This window comes from Carnobacterium sp. FSL E2-0243 (genome assembly GCF_038003605.1).
Classification (GTDB): domain Bacteria; phylum Bacillota; class Bacilli; order Lactobacillales; family Carnobacteriaceae; genus Carnobacterium; species Carnobacterium maltaromaticum.
The window spans coordinates 1092108-1110799 of the sequence record NZ_JBBOPM010000001.1; the positions used below are offsets into that span (position 1 = coordinate 1092108).

At 34.0% G+C, this 18692-nt stretch carries 18 protein-coding genes; 15 read left to right on the forward strand and 3 right to left on the reverse strand.

Features of this window, described 5'->3' with window-relative positions; all coding sequences use genetic code 11:
- Nucleotides 1–46 precede the first annotated feature (46 nt).
- The 3 genes from MHI00_RS05090 (at nucleotide 47) to wecB (ending at nucleotide 3366) form a co-directional block, all read left to right on the forward strand.
- A complete protein-coding gene (locus tag MHI00_RS05090) occupies nucleotides 47–967 on the forward strand; it encodes an LCP family glycopolymer transferase (protein WP_201731196.1) in 921 nt (306 codons plus the stop codon).
- A 71-nt stretch (nucleotides 968–1038) separates the two neighbouring features.
- Nucleotides 1039–1914 (forward strand): UTP--glucose-1-phosphate uridylyltransferase GalU, encoded by an 876-nt coding sequence (galU, locus tag MHI00_RS05095; RefSeq protein ID WP_101702121.1) that lies wholly within the window; start codon nucleotides 1039–1041, stop codon nucleotides 1912–1914.
- A gap of 303 nt (nucleotides 1915–2217) precedes the next feature.
- Complete coding sequence (gene wecB / locus MHI00_RS05100; RefSeq protein ID WP_015077064.1) at nucleotides 2218–3366, forward strand: non-hydrolyzing UDP-N-acetylglucosamine 2-epimerase; 1149 nt, start codon at nucleotides 2218–2220, stop codon at nucleotides 3364–3366.
- 76 nt (nucleotides 3367–3442) lie between these two features.
- On the opposite strand, the gene MHI00_RS05105 is transcribed toward wecB, so the two are convergent.
- Nucleotides 3443–4093, reverse strand: a complete 651-nt coding sequence (locus MHI00_RS05105) for a deoxynucleoside kinase (RefSeq protein ID WP_010051737.1) — start codon at nucleotides 4091–4093, stop codon at nucleotides 3443–3445.
- Between the two features lie 398 nt (nucleotides 4094–4491).
- Here MHI00_RS05105 and MHI00_RS05110 point away from each other — a divergent pair, with 398 nt between their 5' ends.
- The 3 genes from MHI00_RS05110 to MHI00_RS05120 are packed head-to-tail and all read left to right on the forward strand — an operon-like array spanning nucleotide 4492 to nucleotide 6263.
- Entirely contained in the window at nucleotides 4492–4809 is a 318-nt protein-coding gene (locus MHI00_RS05110) for a DUF4870 domain-containing protein (protein WP_056999892.1), read from the forward strand.
- 12 nt (nucleotides 4810–4821) lie between these two features.
- Complete coding sequence (locus tag MHI00_RS05115) at nucleotides 4822–5343, forward strand: HdeD family acid-resistance protein (protein WP_135056043.1); 522 nt, start codon at nucleotides 4822–4824, stop codon at nucleotides 5341–5343.
- Nucleotides 5344–5366: 23 nt separating this feature from the next.
- Nucleotides 5367–6263 (forward strand): M20/M25/M40 family metallo-hydrolase, encoded by an 897-nt coding sequence (locus tag MHI00_RS05120; protein ID WP_341111691.1) that lies wholly within the window; start codon nucleotides 5367–5369, stop codon nucleotides 6261–6263.
- Here MHI00_RS05120 and MHI00_RS05125 read toward each other — a convergent pair.
- Nucleotides 6258–7862, reverse strand: a complete 1605-nt coding sequence (locus tag MHI00_RS05125) for an IS1634 family transposase (RefSeq protein WP_034558278.1) — start codon at nucleotides 7860–7862, stop codon at nucleotides 6258–6260. The genes MHI00_RS05120 and MHI00_RS05125 overlap by 6 nt on opposite strands.
- Nucleotides 7863–7978: 116 nt before the next feature.
- Here MHI00_RS05125 and MHI00_RS05130 point away from each other — a divergent pair, with 116 nt between their 5' ends.
- The 5 genes from MHI00_RS05130 (at nucleotide 7979) to MHI00_RS05150 (ending at nucleotide 11855) form a co-directional block, all read left to right on the forward strand.
- Nucleotides 7979–8233: a M20/M25/M40 family metallo-hydrolase gene (locus MHI00_RS05130; RefSeq protein WP_341111693.1), complete on the forward strand. Its 255-nt coding sequence runs from the start codon at nucleotides 7979–7981 to the stop codon at nucleotides 8231–8233.
- Between the two features lie 35 nt (nucleotides 8234–8268).
- On the forward strand, nucleotides 8269–9108 hold the full coding sequence (locus MHI00_RS05135; protein WP_010051745.1) for a YitT family protein: 840 nt from the start codon (nucleotides 8269–8271) through the stop codon (nucleotides 9106–9108).
- Nucleotides 9109–9147: 39 nt separating this feature from the next.
- A complete protein-coding gene (locus MHI00_RS05140; protein WP_056999895.1) occupies nucleotides 9148–10320 on the forward strand; it encodes a hypothetical protein in 1173 nt (390 codons plus the stop codon).
- A 77-nt stretch (nucleotides 10321–10397) separates the two neighbouring features.
- Nucleotides 10398–10724, forward strand: coding sequence for a DUF4870 domain-containing protein (locus MHI00_RS05145; protein ID WP_341111696.1), 327 nt, complete (start codon nucleotides 10398–10400; stop codon nucleotides 10722–10724).
- Between the two features lie 21 nt (nucleotides 10725–10745).
- Complete coding sequence (locus MHI00_RS05150; RefSeq protein WP_341111697.1) at nucleotides 10746–11855, forward strand: AI-2E family transporter; 1110 nt, start codon at nucleotides 10746–10748, stop codon at nucleotides 11853–11855.
- Between the two features lie 64 nt (nucleotides 11856–11919).
- Here MHI00_RS05150 and rlmD read toward each other — a convergent pair whose 3' ends face one another.
- Nucleotides 11920–13296, reverse strand: a complete 1377-nt coding sequence (gene rlmD / locus MHI00_RS05155; protein WP_035065730.1) for a 23S rRNA (uracil(1939)-C(5))-methyltransferase RlmD — start codon at nucleotides 13294–13296, stop codon at nucleotides 11920–11922.
- Between the two features lie 330 nt (nucleotides 13297–13626).
- Between rlmD and recX the strand changes: the two genes are divergently transcribed.
- From recX to ntdP, 4 genes are all read left to right on the forward strand, one after another.
- Nucleotides 13627–14487 carry a recombination regulator RecX gene (gene recX, locus MHI00_RS05160; RefSeq protein ID WP_056999897.1) on the forward strand — a complete coding sequence of 287 codons (861 nt, stop codon included), beginning with the start codon at nucleotides 13627–13629 and terminating at the stop codon, nucleotides 14485–14487.
- Nucleotides 14484–15680: an A/G-specific adenine glycosylase gene (mutY, locus tag MHI00_RS05165; RefSeq protein ID WP_317914482.1), complete on the forward strand. Its 1197-nt coding sequence runs from the start codon at nucleotides 14484–14486 to the stop codon at nucleotides 15678–15680. The genes recX and mutY overlap by 4 nt, the downstream gene beginning before the upstream one ends.
- 696 nt (nucleotides 15681–16376) lie before the next feature.
- Nucleotides 16377–17879, forward strand: a complete 1503-nt coding sequence (locus MHI00_RS05170) for a helix-turn-helix domain-containing protein (protein ID WP_341111700.1) — start codon at nucleotides 16377–16379, stop codon at nucleotides 17877–17879.
- A 147-nt stretch (nucleotides 17880–18026) separates the two neighbouring features.
- Nucleotides 18027–18560 (forward strand): nucleoside tri-diphosphate phosphatase, encoded by a 534-nt coding sequence (ntdP, locus tag MHI00_RS05175; protein WP_010051756.1) that lies wholly within the window; start codon nucleotides 18027–18029, stop codon nucleotides 18558–18560.
- The last annotated feature ends 132 nt before the right edge of the window (nucleotides 18561–18692 follow it).

The window sequence follows — 18692 nt, forward strand, 5'->3', positions numbered from 1 at the left end:
ATATCATTAAGTATAAAAATTAGATTTAACACAAGGAGATAATTGGATGTCTAAAACAAAAAAAATATTAATAATGTTATTATGTTTATTTTTACTTGTAATTGGTGGATTAGGTGTATATGCTTTTAAAGTCTATCGAGATGTTACTAATACGACCGATAATATTTATGAGAAAGTTGATAAGGATGAGGTTCGTAAAGAACCTGTTAGTGTGGATAAAGGCGAAGATCCATTTTCAGTATTACTATTAGGAGTGGATACTGGTGATTTAGGTAGAACAGAGCAAGGTCGCTCAGACTCTATTATGGTTGTTACGGTTAATCCAAACACTAATGAATCTAAAATAGTAAGTATACCTCGTGATACTTATACTGAAATTATTGGACAGGGCACTACAGATAAAATTAACCATGCATATGCTTTTGGTGGAACTTCGATGGCTGTTAATACAGTTCAAAACTTATTGAATATACCCATTGATTATTATATAGAAGTCAACATGCAAGGAGTTAAGGACTTAGTTGATGCTGTTGGCGGGGTCGATGTAAATAGTCCGCTTGAATTTAAACAAAATGGTTTTGAGTTCACTAAAGGTCCAGTTCACTTAGATGGAGAAAAAGCACTAGCATTTTCTAGAAATAGATATGATGATCCAACTGGTGATTATGGTCGCCAAGGACGTCAACGTCAAGTTATTGAAGCTGTAGTTAAAAAAGCTGCCACATTCTCTACATTAACAAATTACAAGGATATTTTAAATGCATTACAAAATAACATGAAAACAAACTTAACTTTCGATAATATGTACGACATTCAAGCGAAATATAAGGCGGCAGCCGGTAATATCGAGCAAGTACAAATGCAAGGAACTGGCGAAATGATTAATGATATTTCTTACCAGATCATTGCTCCAGATGAGTTAGCACGAGTTTCAGGTATTTTACGTAATAATTTGGAATTAAAATAAATACAAAAGGAACACTTAGGTAGTGAATTTTGCTATGCACTAGTGTTCCTTTTATTAGAAGGAGCATAACCATGAAAAAAGTGAAAAAAGCAATTATTCCAGCTGCAGGTTTGGGTACACGTTTCTTACCAGCAACTAAAGCTATGGCCAAAGAAATGTTACCAATTGTGGATAAACCAACGATTCAGTTTATTGTTGAAGAAGCAAAGGCTGCTGGAATTGAAGATATTTTAATTATTACGGGTAAAGGTAAACGACCGATTGAAGATCATTTTGATTCAAATCCAGAATTGGAAGCTAATTTAAGAGCTAAAGAAAAATTTGAACTTTTAGAATTAGTTGAAGAAACAACTGGATTAAATTTACATTTTGTGCGCCAATCGTATCCAAAAGGTTTAGGGGATGCTGTTCTTCAAGCTAAAGCTTTTGTTGGAAATGAGCCTTTTGTGGTTATGCTAGGTGATGATTTGATGGAAGATAAAATTCCTTTAACAAAGCAATTAATGGACAAGTATGAAAAAACACATGCTTCGGTCATTGCGACAATGAAAGTACCTTATGAAGAAACCTACAAATACGGAATTATTGATCCTGAAATTGAAATTGAAAAGGGTCTTTACAATGTGCGTAAATTTGTTGAAAAGCCTAAAGTAGAAGATGCACCTAGTGATTTAGCTATTATTGGTCGCTATTTATTAACTCCAGAAATTTTTACAATTTTGGAAAATCAAGAACCTGGTGCGGGGAATGAAATTCAATTAACCGATGCGATTGATACATTAAATAAAACGCAACGTGTTTTTGCTCATGAATTTAAAGGTGTTCGTCATGATGTTGGTGACAAGTATGGTTTTTTAACAACGAGTATTGAATATGGTTTAACTCATCCAGAAGTCAAGGAAGATTTGCGTGCTTATTTAATTGCATTAGCAAAAGAATTAAGCTAAAGGATTGCTCCTAAATTTATTGGAATTTTAAATAAATCTTCATCCTTACGAGATAATTTTTCTGTAAGATAACTTTACTGAGGTGAAGGCTATGGAGTTTTATCGTGGAATTAGAAATGCTTTTTTATTAGCTATTCCTTGCTGGATAGTTATTATTGCTCTACTAATTCATTATTTAGCTAATTAAATGAACGATTATGACAACCTAATTTTTAGGTTGTTTTTTTGAATAAATAATCTCTTGTGTTATGGTATAATGAATTTGATAAGCTTAACTATTAACTAAGAAACGGATGGGTTATAATGAAAAAAATAAAAGTCATGACTATATTTGGAACAAGACCAGAAGCGATTAAAATGGCTCCGCTAGTCTTAGAGTTGGAACGCCAACCAGAACGCTTTGAATCGATTGTGACAGTTACGGCGCAACACCGTCAAATGCTAGATCAAGTTTTAGATATCTTTCAAATTAAACCTGATTATGATTTAGATGTGATGAAAGACCGTCAAACATTAGCAGATATTACAGCAAATGTATTAATTGGGTTGGAGTCAGTCATGAAAGAAGCAAAACCTGATATTGTTTTAGTTCATGGAGATACAACAACAACTTTTGCAGCTGGAATTTCAGCTTTTTATAATCAAATTAAAGTTGGACATGTTGAAGCAGGATTGCGGACTTGGAATAAATATTCACCATTTCCAGAAGAAATGAACCGTCAAGTTACAGATGTTTTAGCAGATATGTATTTTGCTCCGACTATTGAAAGTGAAGCGAATTTGTTGCAAGAAAATCATCCAGCGGATAAAATATTTATCACTGGAAATACGGCTATTGACGCATTACAGGAAACGGTCAAAGAAGAATATCAACATGAAGTATTAACGAAAATTGCTTCAGGAAATCGTCTGGTTTTAATGACTATGCACCGTAGAGAAAATCAAGGTGTACCGATGGAAAGAGTTTTCCATGCAATTAGACAAGTTGTTGATAAGCATGAAGATGTAGAAGTTGTTTATCCTGTTCATTTGAACCCGGTTGTTCAAGAAGCAGCAGACCGAATTTTAGGCAATCATCCACGAATTCATTTAATTGCGCCTTTAGATGTAATTGATTTTCATAACTTAGCTTCTAGAAGCTATATGATTATGAGTGATTCTGGTGGTGTTCAAGAAGAAGCACCATCGTTAGGTGTTCCAGTATTAGTTTTAAGGGACACAACAGAGCGCCCAGAAGGTGTTGCTGCTGGAACCTTACGTTTAGTTGGTACAGAGACAGATGCTGTCTTAGAGGCTATGACTGAGTTATTAGAAGACCCTAGTGCTCATCAAAAAATGGCTGAAGCAAGTAATCCATACGGTGATGGACTAGCTTCAAAACGAATTTTAGATGCAATTGCTTATGAATTTGGTTTAAGTACTGAAAAACCAGCATCTTTTCAAGTGAAATAAACAAATAAAAAATGACCTTGAGACTCGAATAATGTCTCGAAGGTCATTTTTTTATGCTTACTCAAATGAATTAGTTCTATCGTACGTTCTTTAGCGTTTCATTAATCAAGGCGATTACTTTTTCAGCATCAGCCGGGTTTTCTAAATCATGATTATCAATGTCAATTACTAGTGTAGGACTTTGATCATACTCTTCAAACCAGCCATCATAACGACTGTGGAGATGGGTATAGTAATTTAATAAATCTTGATTTCCGTCAATTTGTTCAAAGCTTCGACCGCGCTTTTTGATACGACTTAAAACAGTATCCAATGAACCACGAAGATAAATGAGTAAATCAGGTGACTTTTTAGGCATACTAGCTAATTCTTCCATCATGTTATCTAATAAATCTAAATAGGTATCCATTTCAGCATCACTCATATTGCCTTCTTCAAAATTAATTTTTGTGAAAAGGGCATCTTCATAAATAGAGCGATCCAAAACATTATTTTGATGTTGTAAAGCATCTTTAATACTTCTAAAACGTGTATTTAAGAAATAAATTTGTAATGAAAAGGCCCAACGTTTAGGGTCCTCATAAAATTTTTCTAAGATACGATTATCATCGACACTTTCATAAAAAGCCTCACTGCCTAACGCATCTGAAATAAGTTTAGTATAGGTACTTTTTCCAGCACCAATCATTCCAGCTAAAACAATCACAGCATTATCTGCTCCTTTCAATCCGTTCACACTCCTATCAAAGAGTTCAGTCTTCTCTTATTTGCAATGATTAGTATAACATAAATTTTAGAGGAGAAACTTAGAATTATGGAAACTATTTTAATTACCGTAAGTCATTAATTTTTTGTTGCTGCTGAAAGAGGTAAGAAAACAACGAAGTAAAAATAGATAACGAGTTGTTTCCTAAATGAAGTAGTAGTACTATGAGTTCCAATCTTAAATGATTTAGATGATAGAACAAAGATAGGTTAATTTTTTTCTGTTTTTATGAAAAAAAAAAACTAGTCAAACTAGCATTCAAACTTGCTAATTTATTAAATAGTGATTAAAATTATATTAAATAACGGGATTTTTCAGAAATATAACAAATCAACAGTCAGTAAAGGAAGGTGGATGAAATGAATTCTAATAAATTAGTTGGAGGTCTGTGCTATTTAAGTATCTTATTTGCTCCCATTTTCTTTCCATTAATTGTCTTGTTTATCAGCACAGACAAAGAGGTTTCAAAAAATGCTAGTACAGCGCTAGGACTTCATATTGCTCCTTTTATTATTACCATCGTAGGTGTTCTTGCAATGATTTTGTTTGGGGTTATTTCTAGCAGTGATGATATTTTTAGAGGTGTTGGTTTGGTTGTCTTGATTTTGATTGCCATATTTGATGTTGTTATTTTTATTGTAAACATTGTGAAAGCAATAAAATTATTTTTAAGTTAGGTAGGTTAGATAATGAGTAAGATAGTCAATTATTTTTTCTTAGCAGTGGGTATTATAATGGTAAGTTTTGGATTGTGGTTAATTTTTAACCCAAGAACAACCTTATCTATAGTAGTGGTATTAATGGGAATTGTTTTATTGTTAAATGGAATAAGTGAAATTATTTCATATGTAAGTGAGCGTAAAACGTGGAGTATATCAGTTTGGTATTTGTTTGATGGACTTCTTTCAACGATTTTTGGATTGCTTGTTCTATTTAATGGTCAAGTAGGTAAAAATTTCTTGATTTTATTATTTGCAATTTGGATTTTAGCTTCAGCAATTTTCCGTATTTTATTAGCTTTTTCGGTTAAAAGTGTCAGCAATTGGTTTATTATTTTGATCGTAGGAGTGTTAGGTCTGATTGTTGGAATTGTATCTTTATTTAATTCAATTTTCGTTTCAGTTGCCTTAGCGGTTGTTTTAGGCGGATTCTTTATTTTCCAAGGCGTAACGTGTATTTTTATTTCTAGCTTTTTACGTAGAAATCATTAAGAGTGAATAGGGAGGTTTTTAGTATGGCAGTAGAAAGAGTTGTCGCAACATTTATTGAATTAGTCAAAATTGATTCAGAGTCAAAAAATGAAGGAAAGTTTCAAGCGTATTTAAAAACGAAATTTGAAAAATTAGGTTTAGATGTATATGAAGATGATACGATAGCGCAAACGGGGCTAGGTGCTAATAATTTAGTTTGTCGTTTGGCAGGAAATACAGCAGCTGATGCGTTGTTTTTCTCTTGTCATGTTGATACAGTAACGCCAGGCGTAGGAATTAAACCTATTATTAAAGAAGGTGCAGTTTATTCTGATGGAACAACTATTCTAGCAGCTGATGATAAAGCTGGGATTGCAATCATGATCGAATTAATTGAACAGTTAAAAGAAAATAACGAACCTCATGGAACAGTAGAATTTGTTCTTTCACCAGGTGAAGAAATTGGTTTAGTTGGTGCAAGTGCTTTTGATGTAGGAGTACTAGAAGCTGATTATGGTTTTGTGCTAGATAATGGGGGACCAGTTGGGAGCATTACGGTAGGTAGTCCGACTCTTTATGGAATTGAAGTAACTATTAAAGGGATTACGGCACATGCAGGTTTAGAACCTGAAAAAGGCGTTTCGGCTATTGAAATTGCAGCAAAAGCAATTGCTAAAATGAAATTAGGACGCCTTGATGCAGATACAACAGCGAATATTGGAACGATTAATGGTGGAACGGCAAGTAATATCGTTGCTGATGAAGTCAAAGTTTTTGCTGAAGCACGCTCGATTTCTCATGAAGCCTGTGAGGCACAGGTTAAACATATGACTGATCTGTTTATTGAAACGGCTAAAGAATTAGGCGGTACGGCTACAGTTGTTACAGATATTAAATCAGTAGGATATCGTTTTACTAACCTGAATTCCCGGAATTTATAACGAGGGAAGGGCAACGCCTAACGCCTCGTATAATTCCTTCTGCTTCGTCGTAACCTCTCCCAACACGCGACCGTGCCCGGGGGCCTCAAATAATTCAATCATGTCCAGTTCGTCCAGTACACCTTGAAGGGTCCATTGGTTAAATAGCTCGGCATCCTGCATCTTCTTTTTCACGTAGGATAAGTAGATTAAGGCGATGAATTCCACAAAAAGCTTCCCATTCAGGGACAATTCGGATGAAACTTGCATTCTTCTGAAGTTGAGGCGCTCTTTTAAATTGCCGAAGGCTTTTTCAACAACATCCTTGCTGCGATAAAGAGACAACGCTTCAAACGGATCATTGACCTCATTAGAAAGCAAGGCGAAGTAACCATAATTTCTAACCGCATTGCGCATCGCCTCTTCTTTAGGCGTGATTTTCTTCCCTCGTTTAGGTGTCTCAGTAACTTCGAAGTACTTATCATAATCTTTCATACGATAATCTTTTAGTGTATTTTCCTTCAGATCTTGGTGAAGGGCTGTCAGATAGTCGTTCATGTCTACCTGATCTTTAATCGCTTTTTCAGGATTGTAGAACAGATGCAGATACGCGCGCTTTTCCAATTTTATCACATCACCTTTATACGGACGTTCCTGTTCGTATTCCCAGTTTATTGTGCGACATACACCGTAGGTGGTGAACTGTGTTTCGAAGTTTGACCAAAGTTTCAAGTTCTCACGTTCCGCTTCCAACACACCCTTGACATATTTGAGTTTGAGTTGCACTCCTATCACGAATTTCTGGTGGTGTTTATACAAGGCGTTGATATTATCCTTGCTGTAAAAACCTCGATCAAATATCACGTTGACCTTTTTGTAGCCCATTACATCAAATTCCTTCATGAGTTGCCGAACCGTTTTAACATCGGTGATATTTCCGGAGAGCTTGCGGTAATAAAAGGGCAGTCCGGATTGCGCCCCAAACAAGAGTGCCAAGTTGATTTGTGGCAAGCGGTCGTGTTCCTTGTTTCGTCCCTTCTTCACTTGCGATAAGACCTCTGAGTAACTCGATATCGACGTAGTGTCAAATGCCCAATACTCCTTTTCCATCCGGCGGTTGCCTTGTTTCTGAAAGAAGGCCATCCGGCCTTCCTCATCGATTGCTTGGAATAGGTCGCTGCTTCGTTGTGAAGGAATATCCTGGCAATACGGGTGATGATGCAGTTTTTGCCAATGGGAAAAACGACTCAAGGCGTTATTCTCTTCGAGAATCAAGTAATAGGCGATCGACAGAATTTGCTTATAATGCTCCGGGAAGATGGCCTTAAGGTCCGCGTATACGCCTGTCTGCTTGCCAATTTGATCGAGCAGATAACCTGCCCCATAGAAGATTCTTCGGACTTGTGTCATTGGAATCGGCCCTGGCTTAACTTCCGATGAAGTCGGGGCCGGTTTCTTTTTGTACGAACGTGTTGGGACGATTTCACCTGTAACCGGATCGACTTTTCCAATCAGTGTCCTCTTAGCGCGTGATTGTTGCTTTTCCTTATCCCAGTAGGGTTCATTCTGATAGGCATAAGTAATGCCCGTTTTCTTGTTTGTCTGAAAAATAACTGCCATATCAACACTCCTCGTTATACATTATATTATATAACGAGTTATAAGTCTACAAAAAAACCGCTATATATCAATCGTTATAGCGGTTTTTCGAGTGATTATCGTTACACAATTCGGGAATGCAGGTTACTAAAGAATCAAAAACGGTTAAATTAGCAGCTGAAGCAATCACTAAAATCAATCGGACGCCTAATTATGACATTAGTGGTGGTGGTAGTGATGCCAACGTGTTTAATGCTAAAGGCAAAGAAACAGCGAATCTGTCAATCGGTTATGAAAAAATTCATACTGTTCATGAAATGATTCCAATTATTGAACTTAAAAAAGCCGTAGAACTAGCCTATCAATTAGTGAAAGATATGGGACAAAAATAAGCTACTAAGGCTAGTCAAAGAAAGAGGTCATTTGTATGAAAAGTGTTATTAAGCAAATTCCATTAGTTACTTTATCTTTAGCGTTAATCGGAATTAGCATCAATATGTTTTTGGCTCCACATCATATTGCAGCAGGTGGTGTCAGTGGGATTGGTGTTTTAGTTGAGCAAGCTTTTGGAATCAATCGAGCAACAACCGTTTTAGTATTAAATTTATTAATGCTCATATTAACGTTTTTCTTTTTAGGAAGACCAGTCTTTATTAAGACGGTAATTGGGAGTATGCTACTTCCGATTTCATTAGCAGTAGTACCTGAGATTAAGGTTGTTGAAGATCCATTTTTAGCGGTTATTTTCGGAAGTGCTATTTTTGCGGTTGGAGTTGCAATCTTATACAAAATTGGAGCATCTAGTGGTGGAACAACAATCCCGCCGCTTATTTTTCAAAAATACTTTGGAATTAGCACATCACTAGGATTACTTTTAACTGATGCTGTTATTGTGATTTTTAATATTTTTGTTTTTGGTACTGAGGCCTTCTTTTTTGCGATTCTGTCGCTAGTGTTGACATCAATTGTGATGAATTATATTGAAACAGGAATGAAGCGTCGTCGAGCAGTGATGATTATGAGTGAAAATCATATCGATGCGATTAAAGTAGCCTTATTAGAAAATTTAAATCGAGGTATTACGGTATTTTCAGTTTCTGGCGGATATACTGGTAATGAAAAAAATATGCTAATGATTATTTTGACGAATCAAGAATATCAATCAATTTTGAAAGTGATTGATGAAATTGATAAAACCTCCTTTATTATTGCATATAATGTGTCAGAGGTTCATGGTTTAGGTTTTAGTTATCAACCTGTAGTTTAGGTGAGTTGCAATAAAAAATGAGTATTTGGAGGGATTTATATGAATGCCGTATTAGCATTTACAATTATCATGTTGGTTTGGACCGTAAGTGATTTTGTCTCTAAGAAAACAAAATCATTGCTTTCGTCATTATTAATTGCATCATTAATTTTCTTAATTGGCTTTAAAACAAGTATTTTTCCAGAAGATTTATTAACAAGTTCGTCTTTATTAACATTAGGGACAACGGTCGTAGGATTTATTATTGTCCATATTGGAACAATGATCAGTATTGCAGAGTTAAAACAGCAATGGAAGACAGTTATCATTGGAGTATCTGCAATTATCGGAATTGCTGTGGCATTGCTAGTCTTTGGGCCATTATTTGAGAGTCGAAACTACGCAATTGCAGCCATTGGAGCAGTAAGTGGCGGAACGATTTCAATTATCCTAGTACAAGAAGCGGCTTTAGCTTTAGGTTTAGTCTCTGTTGCCGTATTACCAGTTTTGATTTCAGCATTTCAAGGAATCATTGGTTTTCCGTTAACCACACTAATTCTGCGCAAAGAAGCCAAGAATATTCAAAAGGAATACCGTGCTGGAACGCTTAAAGTAGCAGAAGAAGTCAAAGTTGATAAGGCTGGTAAAGAGCCAAAAACGAAACTTCCAGAAGCATTCCAAACAACAGCAGGAACATTATTTGTTGTAGGTGTCGTTGTTTTAATTGCGACCTATTTAAGTGGTTTAACAGGTGGTATCGTAAACACGTTCATAATTGCTTTATTATTCGGGGTTATTTTACGCGCTACAGGTGTCTTTAAAGCAAATATTTTAACTGGTATTGATGCTTATGGATTAATGATGTTAGGTATTTTAATTATTATCTTTGGCCCATTAGCAACTATCTCTCCCCAAGATTTATTTGACCTAATTGTTCCCTTAAGCTTATCATTTCTAGTTGGTGTGTCAGGTAGTGTCATTTTTGCTATGATTGCAGGTAAGCTATTGGGTTACAGTATGTCAATGTCAATTGCAGTTGGTTTAACTTCATTATATGGATTCCCGGGAACTATGATTTTAAGTCAAGAAGCAGCTAAAAGTGTTGGTGAAAATGAGGAAGAAATCAAAGTTATTGAAGGCCAAATTTTACCGAAAATGATTATTGCAGGCTTTTCAACAGTAACGATTACTTCCGTATTTGTCACAAGTATCCTAGCTGGTTTTATTCAATAAAGTATGACATGTTTCAACTAAACTAATACAAAAAAAGACTGAGGATTATCCTCAGTCTTTTTTAAAGGAGAATGAAAATGAATACAAAAAATAATAACAATCTAATTAACGGCTTAAATTATATCAGTATCTTATTTGCTCCAATTTTATTTCCATTAATTGTTTGGCTAGTTAGTCCTATTACAGATGTTAAGCAACATGCTAAGTCTGCGCTATGGCTTCACATCTTACCAACGATACTGACTGTTGGAGCTCTATTTATTTTAATCACAACAGGATTATTAACCAACAGCCAAGCTACATTAGGAACCTTAACAATTATTCTCTTTTTTACCATTATAATAATTGACTTTGGTTTGGTTATTTGGAATATTTTCAAAGGAATCAAATTATTTTTAAGCTAATTAAAGAAGGTAGGAAGCCAGATGCGAGAATTAAAAAAGTCAAAAATTTTATCGATCATCATCCATTTACTAGCGGCAGCAACGCTAATTTTGGTTTGCACAAAAATTAGTTTTTTATTTAAGCCAGTTGGAATTTTTATCTCAACTTTATTTGCTCCAATCATTATTGCAGGATTTCTTTACTATGTCATGAACCCAGTTGTAGGGTTACTTGAAAAATTCACTAAAAAAAGAAGTCGAGCTATTTTAATTGTGTTCATTCTGATTGCTTTGGGATTTGTATTTTTTATTGGGATAATCATCCCTAACTTACTCAGTGAAGTAACACAACTAGCGAGTAGCATGCCCCGTTTTATGCGGGAACAACAAGTAGCTGTTACTGAATTACTAAATAGACCAGAGCTATCTAATGTAGATATTCAACGATATTGGAACGAACTAAATATTTCTACTGGTAGAGTTATTAATGGAATCGTAAATGGATTTACAACTAGTATTGGTAGTGTGATTTCAGTTTTATCGCGCTCGATTGTCTTAATGGTAACAGTACCTGTGATTCTTTTTTACATGTTTAAAGATGGAGAACAATTACCAAGTGCCATTCGATGGTTTATCCCAGAAAAACAACAAAAAAATGCAGAAGAATTGATACAGACAGTCAATAAAACGTTGTCGTCTTACATCAGTGGGCAAGCACTGGTTTGTTTATATGTGGGAACAGGTGCTTACATTACCTTTAAATTATTAGGGATTCCTTATGCCTTTTTACTAGCATGTATTGCTGGTATGATGGATATTATTCCTTATATTGGTCCCTGGATTGGAGTAGCGCCAGCTTTTATTATTGCTTTTGCCAATTCACCCCAATCAGCCTTAATTTTAGCCTTGAGTATCATCGTTATTCAATTAGGTGAATCATACTTGGTTTATCCATTGATTATGGGGAAATCACTAAATATGCATCCTTTAACGATTATTCTAATTCTATTAGTAGCTGGAAACTTAGCTGGTTTAGTCGGTATGATACTAGCCCTGCCAACTTATGCTGTCGTGAAAATTATTGTATTAAGTGTCGCCAAAATATTCAAACTTGGAAAATATAAAGAAAAAATAGTTGAAGAATCGATCTAGTATTTGTTAGAATTAAAAAAGCTTTAATTACGACTCAAAAGAGTTGCAATTAAAGCTTTTTTGGTTATTTTGCCGTCAATCTAACAACAACTTCACAACGTGCTGTTTGTGGAAACATATCAATTGATTGTAGATAATCAATTGTATAGACTTTACTTAAATCGACTAAATCACGAGCCAAGGTTGAAGGATTACATGAAATATAAACCATTTTTTTCGGTTTTGTTTTATTGATAGCTTTAATCAATTCACGATCCAATCCAGTTCGAGGCGGATCAACTACTAAAGCATCAGGTTTAAATCCGCGCTTCATCCATAAAGGAAGTAGAGATTCAGCTTTACCAACTTCATAACGAACATGATCCAAGCCTAATTTTTTAGCATTTTTAGTTGCATCTTCAATCGCTTCAGGGATAATATCCATCCCACGAACTTCCTTAGCTTCTTTAGCTAAGCTAAGCCCAATTGTTCCAACTCCACAATAAGCATCAACTAAAGTCTCGTTAGGTGCTAATTTAAGGGCTTTACGAGCTTCGTCATATAATACAGCAGTTTGTTCAGGATTCAATTGAAAGAAAGCCCGAGCAGATAAATCAAAAGCAAAATCATCAAGTTTTTCAGTAATACTATTTTTTCCAGCTAAATGTATTGTTTCTTCTCCCATAACAAGAGAAGTCTTTTCTTGATTGACATTTTGCATAATTGAAACTACTTCTGGTAAAAGGATTTTGATTTGTTCAAGGAATTGTCTTTTCTTAGGCAATTTTTTACTGTTCGTTACTAAGACCAGTTGAACTTCACCCGTTTGAATACCGACACGACAAACAATCGTTTTCACAATCCCGCTATGTTTAATTTCATTATAAATTGGGATTTCAAGTTCAGCTAAAAGTCCTTTTACTACTTGAATAACCTTAGTCGTTTCAGGTCGTTGGACGATACAATTATTAATATCAACTAACTTATGCGTACCTTCACCATATAATCCAGCAATAATTTGATTTTCCTCTGTCATTCGGACTTGAAATTGAGCCTTGTTGCGGTAACGCCAAGGATCATCCATTCCGATAGTAGGACGTAAATCAAATTTTTCATAGCCAGCAGGTTTAAATTTTTCTAAGGATTGGAGAACCATATCACGTTTAAAATCTAGTTGTTTATCATAAGCTAAATGTTGTAATTGACAGCCACCACAGGCTTCATAAACATCACAAGGTGGTACGACACGACTAACTGATTTTTTACGAATTTTTTTAATTGTCGCTGTTGCATACTTAGGCATAACCTCTGTAACTTCAGCAACAACTTCTTCTTCTGGTAAAGCGCCTTTTACAAAAACAATCGTCCGTTTGTAGTAGCCGATACCTTCGCCATTAATCCCAAGACGTTTAATTGTTAATGGGAAACGTTGCCCTATTTCTATTGTATGTTGTGGGTTCATAAATACCTTCCAATCTGTTCATTTTAGTCAAGCACTATTATAGCACAAAAAATGGATGACGTCTGAATTAGACTTAATTCTAACTGTTTACTTTTGTAACCTTTGATTAATTTGAGTATTTATATAGTAGTATATTATAAGAAATCATTCGTCATTAAATTCAAGAAGGAAAGATAAATAAAAATTTACCTTAAGGGCTAGAAAATTTTAGAATTGTGGGGTAAAGTGAATAGAGGAACAAAAACCGAACATGTAAATGCTAACTAGTCGATGATTGAATCTTGACTAGTATTATAGAGTAATGATTAAACCATTTAAAAGGAGGACAATATGGCTGAAAAAAATAAGCTAGAGCAACTAACCCAAAAAAAAGAGAATACGTTTCCTCTTATTACTAAGATTGAAGTCCAAAAAAAAGCAAAGGAACGTTACAATATTTATTTAAATGGCGAGTACGCTTTTCCTGTAGATGAAGCAATTTTAGTGAAATATATTCTGCACAAAGGTATGGAGATTTCGCCAGAATTTAGAGCAGAGCTTGAAGAACAAGATGGTTTTCATAAAGCTTATAATCGTGCTTTAAATTATCTAAACTATGGTTTACGCTCTGAAAAAGAAGTTCGGGACGATTTGATTAAACATGAAATAACTTTTGCCACAGCACAAGCGGTAGTGGATAAATTGAAAATGCAAAATTATATTAATGACAGTACCTATGCGGAAAGTTATACTAGAACAGGAGCTAATCTTGGTGGTAAAGGGCCAAGAGTTATTACACAAGAATTAAAAAAACGCGGAATAGGCGATGAAACTATTAACCAAGCGTTAGAGCAGTATCCATTTGAACAAATGTTAGAAAATGGATTAGCTTTGGCTGAAAAAGTAGTTAAACGAACTGCCCGTAGTTCTTCTAGAGAAACTAAAAATAAAATTCAACAAAACTTAATGCAAAAAGGTTTTTCTAGTGATATTATTCAAGAAGTTTTACAAAATATAGATACTCAAAAAGACGATGAAGATGAGTATGCAGCTTTAAAGGATCAAGGAGATAAATTATGGCGTAAACATAGTCGTCTAGATTTAAGTAAGAAAAAGCAGAAAGTAAAAACAAGTTTATTTCAAAAAGGTTTTCCAGGTGATTTAATTAGCCAGTTTGTAACGGAAAAAGAAATGGAAGAAGAGGACGAATGACTGAAGAGAAGTTAAGAGTAGATACTCAAAAAACAGAAATAACCATGTGGTCAGAAAAAAAAATCACTGATTTTAGAAGCCATTTTTTAAGTTGGTATGATTTAGAAAAACGCACTCTCCCTTGGCGAGAAAATAATGATCCTTACCGTATTTGGGTTTCTGAAATTATGCTACAGCAAACACGAGTGGATACAGTAATTCCATACTATTTAAATTTCATGAAATTATTTCCAACTATCGCCGATCTTGCTGCTGCAGAAGAAGATACATTATTAAAGGCTTGGGAAGGCTTAGGATACTATTCAAGAGTCAGAAATTTGCAAAAAGCAGCAATCCAAATTATGAATGATTTTTCAGGAGAAATGCCTACCAAACCAGAAGATATTGCAACCTTAAAAGGAATTGGTCCGTATACGACTGGAGCAATTTCGAGTATGGCTTTTCAGTTGCCAGTTCCAGCAGTGGATGGTAATGTTATGCGCGTTGTTAGTCGCTTATTTGAGATTAGTGAAGACATTGCAAAGCCAGCATCACGAAAGACTTTTGAAGCAATCATGAATCAAATTATTGACCCATACAAACCAGGGGATTTTAATCAAGCGATGATGGATTTAGGTTCAAGTACTTGTACTCCAACTACACCAACATGTAATTTATGTCCTATCAATGAGTTCTGTCAGGCATTCGAAGCTGGGACAATGACTCAGTACCCAGTGAAAAGCAAAAAGAAAAAAGCTAAACCAGTTTATTATGCAGGACTATTAATTCAAAATGAACGAGGTGAGTTTCTGATTGAGAAACGACCAGCAGAAGGATTACTAGCTAATATGTGGACTTTTCCATTATTGCCAGAAGAGTTATTGACAGTTGGAACAGGTCTGAAAATAGGCAAATTAAATGATAAATTACCCGAAACAATCGAAACACAAGTACTCAACAACCTTTCAGTGGAGAGTAGACAACGTTATCAAATAGAACCAATTTGGTTAAAAAAACCCTTTGGAGAAGTTGTTCATTTGTTTAGTCATTTAAAATGGTTTATCACTTCCTACTATGGAAAAATGTCCAGTGAAATGCTTACGGAAGCTCCAGAAAACTGCCTTTGGGTCCATCCTAGTGACTTTGAAAACTATACTTTTCCTGGTCCTCAACAAAAAATGTGGAAAAGCTACTTGACTAAATTTGAGAAATAGAGTAGAAGAAAAAAAGCCTGTAAATGTTATATTTACAAGCTTTTTTTTATTATTCTTAATAGTCAAGTAAGAATACTCTTGCTTTTTATCAATTTTTTTGAAAAAAATACAAATTAGAGATAATTACTTGTAAAAAAACGCTGTAAATACTGATAACATTGGTATTTATGCCTAGTTATTTGATGTTTTAAGCATTAGCGATAAACAAAATAGTACATATAGTTAAAAAAAAATGCTATAATTCAACAAAAGTAAGATTTTTGATTTGTGACAGAATTTCAACAAATTAAAACTTATGATGAATTAAAATGAGAGCTGGAATAAATAAGCCTCATCCCCTTAAAAACATATAGAAGAGGAGAATGACCTATGTCAACATTAGTCGAACAATTAATTAAGAGCGTGGTAGAAAAAAATAAAGAATATGCAACAAATTCAAAAAAAGCTGCAGTAAAAAATGCAAAGAGCCACCAAAAAAACTCTTAAGAACTAAAATAGAACTTTGTCATTGAGATAGAGCTAAATTCATCCTCAATTAACTAGATAATTTCTAATACCTAATTAAATAATTGGTTAAAAAAAAGAGAAACGAAACTGTTTCTCTTTTTTTTAGTTACAGGTAGTATATAATAGATACATAGGCTAGATAAAAGTTCGTACTTAATTTCTAGTTAAGATAGGAGTAGAAGTGTAAAAATGAACTATTTTTTGGATAAACTACAAACTAGAAAAATTAAATTAATTAAACTACTTAAAAATGAATATCCTAATCGTTCCATTGCTGAAATTTCTAAAGAATTAGATTGTTCAAATCAGACCTTAATGACAACGATAGAATCTTTAATAGAGGACTTAAAAAGTTTTGAGATTAATACAGCGAGAATTAGAATAGTTTCGAAAAGAATAGAGGCAGATTTTGACGTCAATTTTTCAGTGGATTGTTTGATTCATGAGTACGTTAAAAAATCTTTTGAATATCAAGTTATTTTAGATTGTTTTTTTAACACAACTAAAAGTATATCTGATTATGCAAAAGATTTCTTTTTAAGCCAAGCGTCGACGTATCGTAAAATAAATGGAGTCAAAAATATCCTAAAGAATTTTAATATAGAGTTGCAACAGTCAACGACTTTACAAATTGTAGGGGAAGAAAAAATGATTCGCTACTTCTATTTTTCTTTTTTTTGGGAAACACATTCCAATATTAATTGGTCTTTTGAATTCAGCAAAGAGTTTATAGCTTCATTTAAAAAAGTCATTCATTCAAATGCTATAAAAGCTGATCATACATTAGTAAATCAAAATAAAATAGATCTTTGGTTTGGCATAATTTTAACAAGAATTGCAAGTGGATATTCAGTTGGAGTCATTCCGCAAATTAAAAATATTGGAGATTTTAATGTAAATTATCTCGAGAAAATAACCGAAAGCCAAGCTTTTTTTAATCAAATAAACCCAAAATTATCAAGAACAAAAAGCTTGGATGAGTTAAATTTTTGTTATTCTATAGAAATTATAAACACACATTATCTCGTGTATAATCCAACAATGGAGGGTTTGTTAAACAAGATTAAAGCAAATGACCAAATCTATAAAGTTGCTTCTCAACAATTTATTGAGAGTTTGGATAAGTATCTATCACAAGCTTTGGATAAGGAAGCACAAGCAATTTTGTTAGCAAATCTTTTTAGTGTTCACTTATCAGTTTTTTTATTTGATAATGTACTATCGCCTTTTTCCGAAAAGTTAAAACTCCACCGCTTTGATCGGATCTACCCGTCTGTTTATAAGATGCTAAATAAAGCGTATCAAGATTTTATTCGACATAAAGCAATCGCCAAAGTCTATCATGATAAGGAACTATTATTTCCTAGCTACCTATTAATTTTATATCTTTCTGTAGATGTTAAAAATTATACAGAACCGATTATCATTTATCTCTATTCAGCTAATAGTACCTTACTAGAATTTTTACTAAAAAAAGAGCTACAAAAAATGTCTCAATACAATTTGATTTTTACTGAAACGGTTACTGCAGAAACTGATTTGGTGATATCAGATACCTTTAATACACCTTTTTGTTTAAGCCAAGAAAGTACGTTAATTTGGGAATCAGTTCCTAGCGATAGCGATTGGATGAATTTACGTAATAAACTAAATGAAATCAAAAAAGAGAAAGAATTTTCACGGTTAGAATAAAGGATTGATAAATGCTGTTCAAATCAAATGAATAATTTAGATAATGAAATCATTTTATGATATAATAATTCATGAGATCGGATTTTTTAAATTCGTGTAGATAACTAATTCTCTTAGCTTACAGAGAAAAAGAAAGTTGGGTATGGGATGCGTATTCCAAAAGAAGGAGAATACATCACCATCCAAAGCTATAAACATGACGGTAGTTTACATCGAACATGGCGAGATACAATGGTTTTAAAAACAAGTGAGCAATCAGTTATTGGTTGTAATGATCATACACTTGTTACGGAGGCAGACGGCAGACGTTGGCTAACGAGAGAACCAGCGATTGTTTATTTTCATAAACACTATTGGTTCAACATTATTGCAATGATTCGCGAAAATGGCGTTTCTTATTATTGCAATTTAGCTTCACCTTATACAATGGATGAAGAGGCGTTGAAATATATTGATTATGATTTAGATATCAAAGTTTTCCCTGACGGTGAAAAACGCTTATTGGATGTAGATGAATACGAAGCCCATCGAAAAAAGTGGCAATATCCTAATGATATTGATCATATTTTAAAGGAAAATGTAAAGATTTTAGTCGAATGGATTAATGAAGAAAAAGGCCCATTCTCTGAAGAATACGTTAAACTTTGGTATGAACGCTATCAACAATTGTCTCGTAAATAATGTGGGTTTTAAAAAGGATGAAGAGTGCTATTCTCATCATTAAGAATACCTTTTTGAGTGTAAGAAGGTATTCTTTTTAAATCTGTATAGGTAAGCTACTTATGAAATTAGTTGAAAAAATTATGATGTACT